This is a genomic window from Polaribacter tangerinus, from assembly GCF_038024095.1.
Lineage (GTDB): Bacteria > Bacteroidota > Bacteroidia > Flavobacteriales > Flavobacteriaceae > Polaribacter > Polaribacter tangerinus.
In genome coordinates this window covers 89,695-105,894 of record NZ_CP150668.1, presented here as the reverse complement: position 1 = coordinate 105,894, position 16,200 = coordinate 89,695, and the positions used below count along the sequence as shown (strand labels likewise).

General features: G+C 30.3%; 14 protein-coding genes. 5 read left to right on the top strand and 9 right to left on the bottom strand.

From position 1 onward, the window contains the following. The first annotated feature begins 17 nt into the window (after window positions 1-17). Together WHD54_RS00460 and WHD54_RS00455 are read left to right on the top strand one after the other, a co-directional pair. On the top strand, window positions 18-497 hold the full coding sequence (locus tag WHD54_RS00460; RefSeq protein ID WP_088322710.1) for an Lrp/AsnC family transcriptional regulator: 480 nt from the start codon (window positions 18-20) through the stop codon (window positions 495-497). Between the two features lie 100 nt (window positions 498-597). Beyond that, the gene (locus tag WHD54_RS00455) at window positions 598-783 is read left to right on the top strand and encodes a CPXCG motif-containing cysteine-rich protein (RefSeq protein ID WP_088322709.1); all 186 of its coding nucleotides are present in this window, start codon (window positions 598-600) and stop codon (window positions 781-783) included. Window positions 784-786: 3 nt separating this feature from the next. Here the strand turns inward: WHD54_RS00455 and WHD54_RS00450 are convergent, their stop codons facing one another. From WHD54_RS00450 to WHD54_RS00425, 6 genes are all read right to left on the bottom strand, one after another. Next, entirely contained in the window at window positions 787-1,686 is a 900-nt protein-coding gene (locus WHD54_RS00450; protein WP_088322708.1) for an EamA family transporter, read from the bottom strand. Between the two features lie 53 nt (window positions 1,687-1,739). After that, window positions 1,740-2,351: a DEAD/DEAH box helicase gene (locus WHD54_RS00445; RefSeq protein WP_088322707.1), complete on the bottom strand. Its 612-nt coding sequence runs from the start codon at window positions 2,349-2,351 to the stop codon at window positions 1,740-1,742. 126 nt (window positions 2,352-2,477) lie between these two features. After that, window positions 2,478-2,849, bottom strand: coding sequence for a DUF2237 family protein (locus WHD54_RS00440; RefSeq protein ID WP_198943128.1), 372 nt, complete (start codon window positions 2,847-2,849; stop codon window positions 2,478-2,480). A gap of 105 nt (window positions 2,850-2,954) precedes the next feature. Then, window positions 2,955-3,476, bottom strand: coding sequence for a YceI family protein (locus WHD54_RS00435; protein ID WP_088322706.1), 522 nt, complete (start codon window positions 3,474-3,476; stop codon window positions 2,955-2,957). Between the two features lie 78 nt (window positions 3,477-3,554). Next, window positions 3,555-4,277, bottom strand: coding sequence for a pirin family protein (locus WHD54_RS00430; protein ID WP_088322705.1), 723 nt, complete (start codon window positions 4,275-4,277; stop codon window positions 3,555-3,557). A 153-nt stretch (window positions 4,278-4,430) separates the two neighbouring features. Next, window positions 4,431-5,312 carry an AraC family transcriptional regulator gene (locus WHD54_RS00425; RefSeq protein WP_088322704.1) on the bottom strand — a complete coding sequence of 294 codons (882 nt, stop codon included), beginning with the start codon at window positions 5,310-5,312 and terminating at the stop codon, window positions 4,431-4,433. 147 nt (window positions 5,313-5,459) lie between these two features. Between WHD54_RS00425 and WHD54_RS00420 the strand changes: the two genes are divergently transcribed. Next, window positions 5,460-6,329, top strand: a complete 870-nt coding sequence (locus WHD54_RS00420) for a pirin family protein (RefSeq protein WP_088322703.1) — start codon at window positions 5,460-5,462, stop codon at window positions 6,327-6,329. A gap of 897 nt (window positions 6,330-7,226) precedes the next feature. Continuing rightward, window positions 7,227-9,566 (top strand): type IA DNA topoisomerase, encoded by a 2,340-nt coding sequence (locus WHD54_RS00415; protein WP_088322701.1) that lies wholly within the window; start codon window positions 7,227-7,229, stop codon window positions 9,564-9,566. Here WHD54_RS00415 and rlmF read toward each other — a convergent pair. Beyond that, complete coding sequence (gene rlmF / locus WHD54_RS00410) at window positions 9,563-10,417, bottom strand: 23S rRNA (adenine(1618)-N(6))-methyltransferase RlmF (RefSeq protein WP_088322700.1); 855 nt, start codon at window positions 10,415-10,417, stop codon at window positions 9,563-9,565. The two genes, WHD54_RS00415 and rlmF, sit on opposite strands and share 4 nt — an antisense overlap. 56 nt (window positions 10,418-10,473) lie before the next feature. After that, window positions 10,474-12,066, bottom strand: coding sequence for a bacillithiol biosynthesis cysteine-adding enzyme BshC (gene bshC / locus WHD54_RS00405; protein ID WP_088322699.1), 1,593 nt, complete (start codon window positions 12,064-12,066; stop codon window positions 10,474-10,476). 205 nt (window positions 12,067-12,271) lie between these two features. Between bshC and WHD54_RS00400 the strand changes: the two genes are divergently transcribed. Next, window positions 12,272-14,752, top strand: a complete 2,481-nt coding sequence (locus WHD54_RS00400) for a M14 family metallopeptidase (RefSeq protein WP_088322698.1) — start codon at window positions 12,272-12,274, stop codon at window positions 14,750-14,752. Between the two features lie 50 nt (window positions 14,753-14,802). Here the strand turns inward: WHD54_RS00400 and rimO are convergent, their stop codons facing one another. Next, on the bottom strand, window positions 14,803-16,155 hold the full coding sequence (rimO, locus tag WHD54_RS00395; protein ID WP_088323331.1) for a 30S ribosomal protein S12 methylthiotransferase RimO: 1,353 nt from the start codon (window positions 16,153-16,155) through the stop codon (window positions 14,803-14,805). Window positions 16,156-16,200: the final 45 nt, after the last annotated feature.

The window sequence follows — 16,200 nt, the reverse complement described above, 5'->3', positions numbered from 1 at the left end:
TGAATAATATACAAATAATGAAAAAGTTTATTTTAGACGAAATCGATCATCAAATTTTAGATATTCTAATTGAGAATGCAAGAACCCCCTTTACAGACATTGCAAAACAATTACTAGTTTCTGCCGGAACAATTCATGTTCGAGTAAAAAAAATGGAAGATGAAGGAATTATTCAGGGGTCTACATTAACTTTAAACTACGAAAAAATGGGATATTCTTTTATAGCCCACGTAGGTGTCTTTTTAGAAAAAACATCAATGACACAAGATGTTATAAATAATTTGAGAAATATACCAAATGTAACTGTAGCGTATGTTACTGCAGGAAAATATAATATTTTTTGTAAAGTAAGAGCTAAAGGAACCAATGATGCTAAAGACATTATTTATGCCATAGATGATGTGCCAGGTGTTAAAAGAACCGAAACAATGATAGCCTTAGAAGAAAGTATAAATGATAAGAAAAGAATGATGCATGCAATATTTAAAGAATTGTAATCATTTTTTTAATCAACTGTTTAAAAATCGTTATTAGTTATATCTAGTAACGATTTTTTTATGCTATTTTTGAAAAATTGTTACACTAATTACTTTCATAATGGAGCAAGAACATTTTTTTCAGTGTCCGTATTGTTGGGAAGAAATATCTATGATTTTAGATGCCAGTATTCGCAAACAAACTTACATAGAGGATTGTGAGGTTTGTTGTAATCCAATAGAAGTAACACCCGAATTTGAAGATGGTGCTATCATAGCTTTTGATGCTCAGTCGATAGAGCAATAAAAGTTAGGAGTATAGGATAAGAAAAATACCAATTAAAATACCTGCTAAAGGAAGTAACTTTTTACGTTTATTCTTTTCTTTAAAAATAAGTCCACCTACTACAACCGCAATAATTAACTGACTTCTTTTAATTGCAGATAGTAGCATAATTAATGCCTCTGGATCTTGTAGAGCCTTAAAATAAAAATAATCTGCCGATTGTAATAAAACACCAACACCAACAATAGACCATCTAAATGTAAAAGCCTTTCTTTTTTCTGAATACGGAAACCAAGTAACTGACAAAATAAGAAGTAAAATGAGAACCGTATAGAAACAAAACCAAAACTGAAGTGTTTGTGGATTTAAGGTTAATTTCTGTATCAAAAATTTATCGTACAATCCGCTAGAAGCTCCTAGAAAAGTAGCGCCGATTATTGCAAAAATCCACTTATTACTCTTAAAAACAATTCCTTCTTTTTTACCAATTTTAGCATAAAGCATTACTGATAGTATAATTAAGAAAAAACCAATCCATTGCGAAAAGTTTGGCTGTTCATTATATATTAAAATGGCTCCTATAAAAGTAAAAAACGGACCAGCAGACCTTATTGGAGCAACAATAGTTATGGGTAAATGTTTTAAAGCTTGATATGCCAATACCCAAGAACTTGCCATTATTACAGATTTAATAATGATGTAACCATGAATTTTATATGAAATTGGAGAAATGTAAAAACCTACATCTTTCATGAATTCAGGAGCATATATAGTTGCTACAAAAAAGGGTAGGAGTATTAAAAACCCAGATAGAATAGTACCAAACAATACAGGAAAGACTTCATTACCTTGTACAGCATGTTTTTTGCACAAGTTGTGCAAGCCTAAAAACAAAGCCGCCAATAAACCTAAATACATCCACATAAAAAAATCGCTTTACTGTTATAAATACCTCTTAAAAAAGAATACTAAAAATGTTATATGTGAATTTTTTTTGCGTGTTCCATAAAAAATGACTCTAATCTTTTTAATGGATCGGTAATTTTATCTGTATACATAACATACTGACATTTATGAATACTTTGTGTAATAGCTAAAAGGGCAGAGTAGGAAGGTTTGTGACTTAAAAATGAAGCCTCATATACATTAAATATTTTTAGTTGAGTGGTATTTAATCCCTCTAATAAGAGAAGTTTATTCATAATAAGCGGTGTAGAAACAAGTACATCAATACCTTCAAAAATCTCTGACTTAAGTAAATCTATATGTTCTTTTTCATCACCTAAATACACTCTAATATCTGAGTATCTGGTAAAAGCCAAAAAAGATTCATACATTTCAATTGCTTTTTCTCTACTTTCTACCAAAACTACAGCTCTGGGCGCTACACCTTCTTCTTTGCACTGTAATTTATGCAATGTAGTAAGAATTAAGGATGTTTTTTTTCCACTTCCTTCAGGAGCAACAGCATAAACATTTGCACCACTTTTAATGGTAGGTATACATTTTGTTTGAAATGTTGATGGTGCTGTAATTTGTAAGCTTACTAACTTTTCTTTTAAATAAGGATGTAGTTTTTTAAAAGGCATAAAACGATAAAATATAATTATTTTAGGCTGCAAAGATAGTATTTAACATCAATTTATTACAGTGGATTTGTAACAAATAAAACCACCATCTTTACAGATTACAAGGTGCCGTTTATAAACGATTAATTATACTGCATATTTTTTTAATAAGCTTATAGATACATATTTTAAGGCATTTATATGGGTAGCTTTTAAATCTATCAAAGGAGCAACCTGAGCTTTTTCAGCTTCTAACCATCTAGAAATACATAAACACCATTTATCTCCGGGTTTTAGTCCCGGAAAATTCCAATGTAAGTTAGGTGTAATTAAGTCATTTCCTCTAGACAAAGAGAATTTTAAAAAAGCTTCTGTTACAATTGCACAAACTACATGTGTACCAAAATCATCTGGTGTAGTATTACAAAAACCATCTCTAAAATAGCCAGTTAACGGATTGCAAGAGCAACTTTCTAAAGGGGTATTTAGCACATTTAAAGTGATATTTTCTGAATTCATATTATTAATATTTTTTACAAAGGTATCTTTTTTATTGTAGTAATAACTAAAAAAGAGACTACCTTTAAAGGTAGTCTCTTTATCGAATATTAAAAAAAAGTTAGCTTAATTTTGCTTTATAAATTGAGCATCAACTACCAATTTTACTTTATCAGAAACAACAATACTTCCTGCTTCTGTAACTGCGCTCCAAGTTAAATTAAAATCTTTTCTATTAATTACACCAGAAATTTCAAATCCTGCTTTTGTTTGTCCGTAAGGATCTACTGCAATTCCATTAAAATCTGCAGTTAAAGAAATCTCTTTGGTAACGTCTCTAATAGTTAAATCTCCTACAAGTTCTTCTCCATTAAAAGATTTAGATACAAAAGTCATGTTGGGAAATGCTTCCGAATTAAAGAAATCATCAGATTTTAAGTGAGCATCTCTATCGTTGTTTTTAGTAATAATAGAGGCTGTTTTAGCACTAAAAGTAAAGTTTCCATTATCAAAATTATCTCCTTCTGTTTCTGCTGAAGCTGTAAAATCTTCAAAAAAACCTGTAACAGTAGATATCATCATATGTTTTACTTTAAAAGCTATTTCAGAATGTGCGTGGTCTATGACCCAGTTTGTTTTTGTACTCATTTTATTAAAATTTGTTATTATTATTATTATTATTATTATTATTATTATTATTATTATTATTATTATTATTATTATTATTTAGTTATTCAGTTCCATAGGAACTTCCATCAATAAAATTTCAGTATCGCTTGTTGCAGAAATATTAAAAGTGTCGATATCCCACAGACCAAAACCGTCTCTTTCATCTAATTCTTGCGAATTAATTTGGGCACTTCCACTAAGAACAAATACGTACACTCCGTTCTTTTTAGGTTTTTTTAAAGTATAAGAAATATTTTTTCCTTGGTGTAATTTTGTCATAAAAAACCAAGCATCTTGGTGTATCCAAACTCCTGCATCATTGGGGTTGGGAGAAATTATTTGTTGTAGTTTATTTTCTCGGTCCGATACGTCTAAAGTAATTTGGTCGTATCTTGGCGTTACATCCTTTTTATTTGGTAGTACCCAAATTTGTAAAAATTTTACAGGATTTTCTGCACTGTTATTATACTCTGAATGCATCACACCAGTTCCCGCACTCATTACTTGAACATCTCCAGATTTAATTACAGTCGAATTTCCCATATTGTCCATGTGCTTTAAATCGCCCTCTAACGGAATTGATATAATTTCCATATCTCGGTGTGGGTGTGTGCCAAATCCTTTGTTTTCGGAAACACTATCATCATTTAAAACTCTAAGAACACCAAAGTTCATTCTATCTGGATTGTAATAATTAGCAAAACTAAACGTGTGTTTTGATTGCAACCAACCATGATCTGCATTTCCTCTTGTAGCTGCTTTGTGAAGTATTGATTTCATAACTATATATTTAAATTTATGACTATTATTTTGTTACTTTAAAAACAGTATTTATCGTAACCGTTTAAGTACGGTACAAAGGTATATGTAAAGAATGAGGGGTAGAATATAAAAAAAAGGGGAAAACTTATAAAAATCCGATATTGGTAATTATTATGATTTTAATTGACTTTTCTTAAAGTTATGAGGAGATACGTTTGTATGTTTTTTAAAAAAAGTACTAAAGTTAGATGGTTCATTAAATCCTAAATTAAAACCAATTTCTTTAGCAGATAAATCTGTAAAATATAGCAATCTTTTAGCTTCAATAATAATTCTTGTTTGAATGTAGTCTTTAGCAGTTTTTCCTATTTTAGCTTTAATAGTTCGGTTTAAATGATCTGGAGTAATAAATAATTTTTCTGCATAAAATGAGGTGGAATGTTCGTGTTTATAATGAATGTCTACTTCACTTTTAAAATTTCTAACCAACATATCACTCGAAACATCACTTGCCAAATCTACCGGATTGATAGAGCAAATGGTGTTACACTCTATTAATAATAGTTTTAAAAACGCCCCAATCGACAGTAATTTCATTGGAGAATTACTATGAAACAGCTTTAAAATTTGTTCAGAAAACTGTAAAATATCACCAAACTGATTTTCATTAGGCAGTAAAGGAGGACTTTGACCGTAATTATTAAAAAGGTTTAAACTATCTATAAATGATAATGGTATAGAGTTTTCAATCAGGAATTGATTTGAAAAAGTCATTACAAAACCATAGGAAACATCCTCTTCAATCACTTGGTGTACTTGACCAGGAGCCACAAAATAAACTTGTTTATTATCGAGCTTATAAGTATTAAAATCAATTTTATGCTTCCCAGAAGCTTTCTCTATAATTAATACTGTAAAATAATTATGTCGATGGGGCGCATCTATTTTTCCTTTTCGTTGCTCATAAACATCTTCCATTTTAGAAATCCCAAAACTTGCATGCTCTTTATTTGCATCGACTTTTTGATATGTTTTAACACCTTTTGCTTTCATCAATTTAAACAATATCTAAGTTTCAACTAATTAATAAATCATATCAAAAAGAAAAAAAATTATAACTTTTAACCTAAATTTGTAATAATTAGTAAAGATACTACATACTTTTAAACTTTTCTAAACCTTACAATATTTCAAACTAATATGTCTAATATTCAATTAATAATTCCCGAAAGAGCAGCTAATATAGGTAACTTTAAAGTTGGCAGACTGTTACCTTTTAGATCTAAAAGGATGGTTGGACCATTTTCATTTATAGACCATATGGGACCAACCAAAATGTCTGAAAATGAAAATTTAGATGTTCCACCTCATCCTCATATCGGGCTTTCTACTTTAACTTATTTATTTGAGGGCAGTATAGTTCATAAAGACAGTATTGGTACAGAAATAGAGATAAATCCTGGTGCTGTAAATTGGATGACAGCGGGTAGAGGAGTGGTGCATTCCGAAAGAACCCCACAAAGGCTTAGAGGTAAGAAAAAAGCAATTCATGGTCTACAAATTTGGATTGCTTTACCGAAAGAGCTAGAAGATATAGAACCTAAATTTAGTCATATTTCTGCTGATAAACTCCCTAGTTGGTTGGATAATGGTTTGCATTATAAACTAATTGCAGGTAAAGCATTTGATAAAATTTCTCCAGTTCCTGTTCATAGTGAGTTGTTTTTATTAGAAATAAATAGTACGCAAAAGAAAACCATAAATTGTGGTAAAGATTTATATGGCGAAAGTGGAATTTACATTTTAAAAGGAGCAATTTTTAGCGAAGGAAACACCTATACAGAAAAGCAAATTTTGGTGGCGAATGAGAGTACACTTTGTTCTTTTGAAATTGAAGAAAATTCTACCATATTTATTTTTGGTGGCATACCATTTCCTGAAGAAAGATTTATTCACTGGAATTTTGTTTCTTCGAACAAAGAAAAAATAGAAAAAGCAAAGAAAGATTGGAAAAATCAAGAATTTCAAACGATTACTGGAGATAATGATTTTGTACCATTACCAGAATAATTGTCGAAGTATTTTAGAATATTTTTTTTGATATTCTAATCAGTTTGTCGCAAAATCATAAATTTTATGAAATTGAATTTTTAACTAATTTATAAATATTTTAATGTTTTTGTAAATTGTAGGTATAAGAAACAGTAGCATAATATTTGTTACTTTATTTATTAATAAAAAAATAAATTTATGAAGATTAAATTTTTTACCATTTTAATATTTACTTTGTTTTTTATTGGATGTACCAATGAAGATGATATCATTAAAGATAACTCGACTAATAAACAAAGTATAGAGACTATTTTTGAAAGTAATAATTATGAGAGTTTAAACAATTTTGAAAATTCATTTAAAAAAGAGAGAAAACTATCAGTAAAGAAGAATTTGAAAAAATCAAACTTATTCAGAAAAAGACATTTGCTAAACTTTATGATATTGAATAAAATTGAAGTTTGTTAAATAAAAAAGGTGTATTCATAAATACACCTTTTTTAAGTTATTAATTTGATCCAATAATATCATTGAATAATATCAATTACAAGATTCTACGATATTATAATTGAACTTGTTGACGAATGTTAAAACACCCAAATAACAATATTTATTAGCTTACGAGAACTTTGTGGGATATTTACAAAATAGATAATTATAGCTACACAGCAATAAATACGAAGATTGTTCTAAATAGCTTTTAATTATGAATCATCCACTGGATAATCCCTAATTAAAAATGTACTATAATTTATATTATGTTAAATAGGTTTTTTGAACGCTAATATAAGGAATAAGAAAACTTCTATCACTCTGTTTAATTAAAAACAAAATATAATGTCTTAATAAGTTACACATACTTTTGTTTTTTGATTAAAATAATTTCTTATTTTCGATGCTTTAAAAATAATTTATTTGAAAGTCTGTATAGCCGAAAAACCAAGTGTCGCAAGAGAAATTGCCAATATACTCGGAGCCAACACAAAACGTGATGGCTTTTATGAAGGAAATGGTTATGCAGTTACCTACACATTCGGACATTTATGTACGTTATTTGAGCCTAAAGATTACAAACCTCATTGGAAAAGTTGGGATTTAAACAACCTTCCTATGCTTCCGGAGCGTTTTAGTACAAAAGTTACAGGAGATGCTGGTATAAAAAAGCAATTTAATATTGTAAAATCATTGTTCGAAAAAGCTTCATTAGTTATAAATTGTGGGGATGCGGGAACCGAAGGAGAATTAATTCAACGTTGGGTAATCAATCAATGCAAGTATAAAGGTGAAGTAAAACGCTTATGGATTTCTTCCCTTACGGAAGAAGCTATTAAAGAGGGTTTTAAAAACTTAAAACCTGCCGAAAAATACGATAATTTATACTATGCCGGTTTTTCTCGTGCTATTGGAGATTGGCTTTTAGGTCTTAATGCAACTCGTTTATATACCGTAAAGTATGGTGGTTATAAACAAGTACTTTCTGTTGGTAGAGTTCAAACTCCTACCCTTGCCATGTTGGTAAATCGCTTTTTAGAAATTAAGAATTTTAAGCCACAGCCCTATTGGGAACTTCAAACAACGTATAGAGATACTCTTTTTAATTATGAAGAAGGTCGATTTTTTAAACAAGAAGATGGACAATTATTGGCAAATAAAGTTAAAGAAGCTCCGTTTGAAATAGTTTCTGTAACCAAAAAGAAAGGAAAAGAGTACGCTCCAAAACTTTTTGATTTAACGGGCTTACAAGTATACTGTAATAATAAATTTGGCTATTCTGCTGATGAGACCTTAAAAATTGTTCAGAAATTGTATGAAATGAAAGTGGTAACCTACCCAAGAGTTGATACCACTTTTTTACCTAATGATGTGTACCCAAAAGTTGCAGGAATTTTATCCAAACTTACCAATTATAATGAATTAACACTATCGCTTCTGGGTAAAAAAATAAAAAAATCGAAGCGTGTTTTTGATGATAAAAAAGTGACAGATCACCATGCAATAATTCCCACCGGTATTCAAGGTAACCTTCAATACAATCAACAAAAAGTATACGATATTATTACTCGTCGCTTTATTGCAGTTTTTTATCCAGATTCTGATGTTTCTAATACTGCTGTTATTGGTAAGGCTGCAACTGTACCTTTTAAAACAACAGGAAAAGAAATTATTACCAAAGGCTGGCGAGTTGTTTTTGAGACAACAAAAGGTGAAGAAAAAGCTAAAAACGACACCGAAAACAAAACACTTCCTTCTTTTGTAAAAGGCGAAAAAGGCGCTCATGAACCTTCATTTTTAGAAAAAGAAACAAAACCGCCAAGAAATTATACCGAAGCAAGTTTACTAAGGGCTATGGAAACTGCTGGCAAGCAAGTAGATGATGATGAAATGCGAGAACTCATGAAAGAAAATGGCATTGGTAGACCTTCTACTAGGGCAAGTATTATTGAAACATTATTTCGAAGAAAATATATTGAGCGAAAGAAAAAACTGGTACTTCCCACCCAAACAGGTATCGACCTAATAAACATTATAGACAACGAACTATTAAAATCTGCAGAACTTACAGGTAGATGGGAAAAACGGTTAAAAGAAATAGAGCGCGGAGAATTTAATGCAGGTACATTTATTAACAACATGAAAAAAATGGTAGACCAACTAGTCTATGAAGTGCGTGCAAACAAAATTTCGAAACGAATTTCTTCTGCAGATAATTTAAGTACAGATATACCAAATAATACTACAAAAAAGACTTCTAAAAAGAAAAAAAGTCTTCTTGAAAAAACATGTCCGAAATGCAAGAAAGGAAAGCTTTTAAAAGGCAAATCTGCTTATGGATGTTCGGAATACAAAAACCAGTGTACCCTAACAATTCCTTTTGAAATTTTTGGAAAAAAAATATCAGAAAATCAATTAATCCGTTTAGTAGATAAAGGATGTACTACCAATTTAAAAGGGTTTACAACAACTTCTGGTAAAGTTACTGGTTTACTCCATTTTACAGATGATTTTACCATAGAACTTGCTCCTAAAAAAGAGGAAAAATCTACCAAAGCTCAGGCACAAAAAACAGATATTATACAATGCCCTAAATGTAAAACCGGACATATTTTAAAGGGCAAAAATGCCTATGGTTGCTCCAATTACAAAGAAGGTTGTAGCTTTATTTTTTCTTTCGAAAACATAAAAAAGGCGGCCAATGGTAAACCGTTAACAAAAGAATTGGTGTTAGAAATTATGAATAATAATAGCAGTATTTAATATTGCCATGCCACTATTCGAGTTACTTTATTTCCTTGATTTAATGGAATTATTTTAAAATGTATCGCACCTAACTTTTTAGCTGACTTTTCTAGACTTTCTATATTTTCTTTTTTAGAAACTAAACTTGTAAACCACTTGCTTTGAGATTTATAAAGAGAACTTTCATACAAATAGTTGTGTAAAAAAGCTTTTTCTCCACCAATATACCAAAGTTCATTATGATTTCCAGAAAAATTTCTTACCGCGTTATTTCCTAAATTTTTACTCTTTCGCCTGTTTGCGCCTTGTGCCTCTTCTGCCGATTTGTAAAAAGGAGGATTACACATTACTGCAGAAAAAGAATCATTTTTTTCAAGAATTCCTTTTAGTATGTTTTGCTCATCAAACTGTCTTCTAAGACAAATTTTATGTGCTAAATTGTTATCATCAATAATGTCTTGTGCTGTATCTAAAGAATCTAAATCAATATCTGTTCCTACAAAATTCCAGCTATATTCAGCAACTCCAAGTAAAGGGTAAATACAGGTTGCTCCTGTACCAATATCTAATATAGAGATGTCTTTATCTTCGCCTACTAAGGCTTTTAAATGATGAATATAATCGAGTCTTCCAGGTATCGGTGGACATAAATTTTCATCTGGAAAATCCCAAATTTTAATTTCTTTGTAAGAAAACAATAAGGCTTTATTCAACTCTTTTACCGCTATCGGATTTGAAAAGTCTATGGTAAAAAAATCAAAATTATTTTTCTTAACAAATGGTTGTAACCTCGGATTTAGAACTATTAAATCGTTAAAATTATAACCTTTGTTAAATTTATTTTTAGGATGAAGTTGTTTTTCTTTCATGTATAGTTATTAGTACTAATTAATCTGTAAAATTAACAAGTTTAAATTACTGCAAATTAGATATTTAGTATGGTGAACTCTAATTTTAATGGTTTTAAAGATTCCTTTAAATGACTAATAAAACAATTTCCGTAGGATAGATAAAATTCAGAAAAATTACGCTGTCTTTCTTCTAAACTTTGGTTTGGAAGCAAATCATTTTGAAGTTCTTTAATCCTTTCTACCAAATCTTCTTGCCTTTTTTTCTCTGCTTTCAGCAATCTTTTTTGAAGATTTTCCAATCCTTTAATTTGTTTTCTTTCTTGAGCATTTACAGCTCCTACAAAAGAAAATGAGGTTTTTTTGGCTACTTCTTGCAACTCAGCAAATTGCGACTTCAAATATGCTATTTTTGCATCAAAATCAATTTTTATATCCGAATTTTCTATTACTTTTTTAGACAATAATTGATGTTGTTTTAAAAATAGTTCGCGATGTGAAATATGCAACTTATCTAATTTATGTTGTTGCTTTTCTGAAATAATTTGAACTGAATTTCTTAAAAGTAATATTGGAAAAGGAATGGATACTTTACTAAAATAAGCCTTTAATTGAAGCCAATAAGCAATCTCTCCTCCTCCACCGATATAACAAATATTTGGTAAAATTACCTCTTGATATAAAGGTCTCATAATTACATTTGGTGAAAAAGCCAATGGGTTCGCTGCTGCCTCCGCCAATATTTCTTCTTTACTAAAGGTAATATTTGTATTGTTTATTTTAAAAACACCATTGGTATAAATAATGCGTTCTCTCGAATTATCTTGTAAATAAAACAAGTTAATTTCTCTCGGGTTTACCTGAATTTTGTAGTTTTTCTCTAAAATTTTTATAGTTTCAGAAACCTCTTTAAATGATGTTTTATTTTCTATTTCATCATTTATAAAAGGTAAAAATTCTTGTTTAAGAACTGTATCATCACCATCAACAATTACCAGTCCGAATTCTTTAAACAATTCATTTGCAATATATCGAGTCGCTTGCGCTAAATTTTTATGATTAATATAGGCATTCGAAAAAAGTTCTTTCAAATAATTGGCATTTTTAGAGCCACCTAATTGTTTCGAAAAAACTTCAAAAACTTCTTGTAATCCATCAGTTGTAAAACGTCCCACTGCTCCACCACTCCTATGATTCCAAAGTACTTTTTTGCCCTCAAAATTAAAGAAATTTATTTCTTCAAAATCATGGTCTTCAGTAGCCATCCAATATACAGGAACAACTTTTTTGTCGGGAAATTTCTCATTTAATTCTTCTGATAAATTTATAGTAGATATAATTTTATAAATAAAATATAATGGCCCTGTAAAAAGGTTTAATTGATGCCCCGTAGTAACTGTAAAAGTATTTTGTCGTTTTAATAACTCAATATTATCTGCTGTTTTTTCTGAAACAGAAAACCCTTTGTATTGCTTATCTAATGCAGAAACTAAAGCCAATCTACTTTGTAAACGAAATGATTTTTCTTTTTCTTCTAACTGATTATAAAAGCCAGTAATTGATGGAAAATTATGATAAAAAGGTTGTATTGTTTCCTTTTCATCTATATAATCTTTCATTATTTTAGAAAAAAAACCAGTATCTTTAAAAGGTATTTGTGTTACTTTCATATATATTAAACACTAATTTTCTTTAAAAATTAGAAATTTGATTGAGCCTATAAATAGCCCTTTAATTTTTGATAAAAATACAATATTTTTCTGTCGGAAAATATCAAATAATAAAACTATCATTTTTTTAACAGCTTTTTAGATAATAGTTTATAATTATTAAGATTATTGCTTACTTTTGAAAAAATCCTCTAACAAAAATTTCATGAAAGTTCTACATAAACTGTGTACTCTAGTATTTTTAGTATCTTTTTCTATCTTTTCAAACAACATCAAATCTCCTGCTGAATTTCTTGGTTATGAAATCGGAGAACGTTTTACCAGACATCATAAAGTTATAGACTATTTTAAATATGTTAGCAATAAACTAACCAACGTAAAATTAGAAAAGTATGGCGAAACCAATGAGCACCGTTCTTTATATATAGGTATCATTTCTTCAGAAGAAAATATTAAAAATATTGATGAAATTAGAAGAAGTAATATTTCTCAAATGAGCGGGGCTTCAAATAATAATACCAATAAAAAAGCCATTGTTTGGTTAAGCTACAATGTTCATGGAAACGAAGCATCTAGTAGTGAGGCTGCTATGCTAACGCTTTTTGAATTGGCAACATCCCAAAAACATTTATTAAAAAATACTCTAGTAATTATAGATCCTTCTTCAAATCCAGATGGTAGAGATCGCTACGTAAATTGGTATCATCAAGTAAAAAGTACGCCATATAACACAGATATTAATGGCAAAGAACATCATGAGCCTTGGCCATCCGGAAGACCAAATCATTATTTATTCGATTTAAATAGAGATTGGGCATGGGCAACACAAGTAGAAACTAAGCATCGTATTGCCGTTTACAACAAATGGATGCCTCATATACATGTAGATTTTCATGAACAATATATGAATAACCCTTACTATTTTGCACCTGCTGCTGCACCTTATCATACTAACATAACTAAATGGCAAAGAGATTTTCAAGTAGCAATAGGAAATAATAATGCCATGTATTTTGATAAAAAAGGATGGTTGTATTTTACCAAAGAAAGATTCGATTTGTTTTATCCGAGTTACGGAGACACCTATCCGAGTTTTATGGGGGCAATCGGACTCACTTATGAGCAAGCAGGACATTCTTTAGCTGGTTTGGGAGTAAAAACAGATGAAAATGAAATATTAACTTTAAAAGATAGAGCGTATCACCACCTTACCTCTGGCCTTTCCACTGTTGAAATTGCAAACAATAATGCCGAAAAACTAAATATAGAGTTTACAAGATTCTTTAAAAATGATGCTTTAACCTACAAAAGTTTTGTTTTAAAAAATGATAATCAAGACAAAATAAACCGCTTAAAAGCACTTTTAGATATTCATGAAATTACTTATGAAGCAGCAAAAAATGGCAGTGTAAAAGGATATGATTATAGTACGCAACAAAATGATAAAATGCTTGTTTCGCAGAACGACTTGGTCATTCACACAGATCAACCAAAAGGGAAAATGGTGCATGTATTATTTGAGCCTAAAGCAGCAATTGTAGACTCTCTAACATATGATATTACTGCATGGTCTATACCTTATGCCTACGGTTTTAAAGCTATTGCAAGTAAAAACAAAGTTGCATCTACAAAAAATAAAGCTACTAACAAACCTATTATTAATGAAATCAATACAAATGCGTATGCGTACATTTCTAAATGGAACAGCGTAAAAGATGCACGTTTTTTAGCAGATTTATTACAAAATAATATAGTTCCAAGGTATTCAGAAAAAGCGTTTAATACAGCAGGGAAATTTTACGAAAAGGGTTCGCTAATTTTGTTAAGAAATGATAATAAAAACAACGATTTTGATACCAGACTTATTGAAATTGCCAATAAGCATCAACGAAAATTAAATGTAGTAACTTCTGGATTGGTTTCTGAGGGAGCAGATTTTGGTTCTCCTTTTGTAAAACCCATAAAAAAGCAACAAATATTGGTGCTTTCTGGTGATGAAACAAATTCTTTAAACTTCGGAGAAATATGGCATTTTTTCGAAAAAGAGTTACAATACCCTATCACTATACTTCAAACAAAAGATTTACCAGAGGTAGAATTATTTAAATATGATGTAATAATTTTACCAAGTGGTTACTACAGTCATATTGTACATAAAAAAGTTTTGGAAAATCTAAAAAAATGGGTGTCAAATGGCGGTACTATCGTTGCAATGGGAAATGCATTATCGCTATTTGCAGATACCAATGGTTTTGTTTTACGAGAAAAATCTAATGAACAAAACGCTTCTTCTACACTAATGATACCTTATGATAAAAGAGAGCGAAAAAGTGTAGAAAAAATGATAACTGGTAGCATTTTTAAAAGTAACGTAGATACTTCTCACCCGCTTGCTTTTGGCTACGAAAACTATTATTTTTCTTTAAAAGTAGGAGCAAAAAATTACCATTATTTAGAAAACGGATATAATGTTGCTTACTTTTCTGAAGACACAAAAAACGTTTCTGGCTTTGCGGGCAAAGAAGCAGTAAAAAATGTGCCAAAATCTTTATTATTTGGTGAAGATACCATTGGTAATGGTAGTGTAGTTTATATGACAAACAACCCATTATTTAGAGCTTTTTGGGAAAACGGAAAGCTAATTGTTGCCAATGCTGTTTTCTTTCTAAATTCTGATAGATTATAAAATAAACTTTTAAATAACTTGTTGTAAAGGAGTAAAAGTCTAAAAAAAAACTATTGTCTTTTTTGATGCAAAGGTATTGGTTTTTCTTGCTCTTTTACCGGAGTTCCGTATAAGTCGTAATCACCAGCATCATGAATTTTTATATCTATAAACTCCCCTATTTTTATATAATGTTCTTTTGCATCTACCAATACATCATTATCTACATCAGGAGAATCAGACTCTGTTCTACCATAAAAATACTCGCCATCTTTTCTATCAAATAGGCAGGTAAATGTTTTGCCTATTTTTTCTTGGTTTAATTCCCAAGAAATTTGAGATTGTATTTCCATTATTTCATTTACCCTTCTAAACTTCACATCTGCTGGCACATCATCTTCTAAAACATAAGCCCCTGTATTTTCTTCATGAGAATACTCAAAAGCCCCCAAACGCTCAAATCGCATTTCCTCTACCCAATCTTTTAACTCTTGAAACATTTCTTCAGTTTCGCCAGGATATCCAACAATTAAAGTCGTTCTAATAGCCATGTTTGGCACAACTTCTCTAAACTTTTGTATCAATGCCGTAGTTTTTTCGTGAGTAGTACCACGTTTCATAGATTTTAATAACTCGGTATTAATATGCTGTAAAGGAATATCTAAATAATTACACACTTTAGGCTCTCTTTTCATCACCTCTAAAACATCCATCGGAAAACCGGTAGGAAAAGCATAATGCATTCGAATCCACTCAATACCATCTACCTTAGCCAACTCCTCTAGCAACTTGGCAAGGGCTCTTTTTTTATAAATATCTAATCCGTAATAAGTTAAATCTTGAGCAATAAGCATTATTTCTTTTATTCCTTTCGCAGCCAACTTTTCTGCTTCGGTAACAATATCTTCAATTGGCGTAGATCTGTGCTTTCCTCTCATTAAAGGGATTGCACAAAAAGAGCAAGGCCTGTCACAACCTTCTGCAATTTTTAAATACGCATAATGTTTTGGTGTGGTTGTTAAACGTTCTCCAATTAACTCATGCTTGTAATCTGCCTCTAAAACTTTAAGTAAATTAGGTAAATCGTGCGTTCCAAAATATTGATCTACATTCGGAATTTCAGCTTCTAAATCTGGTTTATAACGTTCGCTTAAACAACCAGAAACAAAAACTTTATCAATTTCTCCTGCTTCTTTTCTTTTGGCATATTGCAAAATGGTATCTATAGATTCCTCTTTAGCTTTGCCTATAAAGCCACAGGTGTTTATAACAACAATATTACCATCATCATTGGGGTCTTCATGAACCACTTCCTTTCCATTGGCCTTTAGTTGTCCCATTAAAACCTCAGAATCATAAACGTTTTTAGAACAACCTAAAGTAACTACGTTAATTTTATTTTTTTTGATGCTTTTTGTACGCATATGCTTCATTTATTACCAATACTCTACTACTTATTGATAAACTAT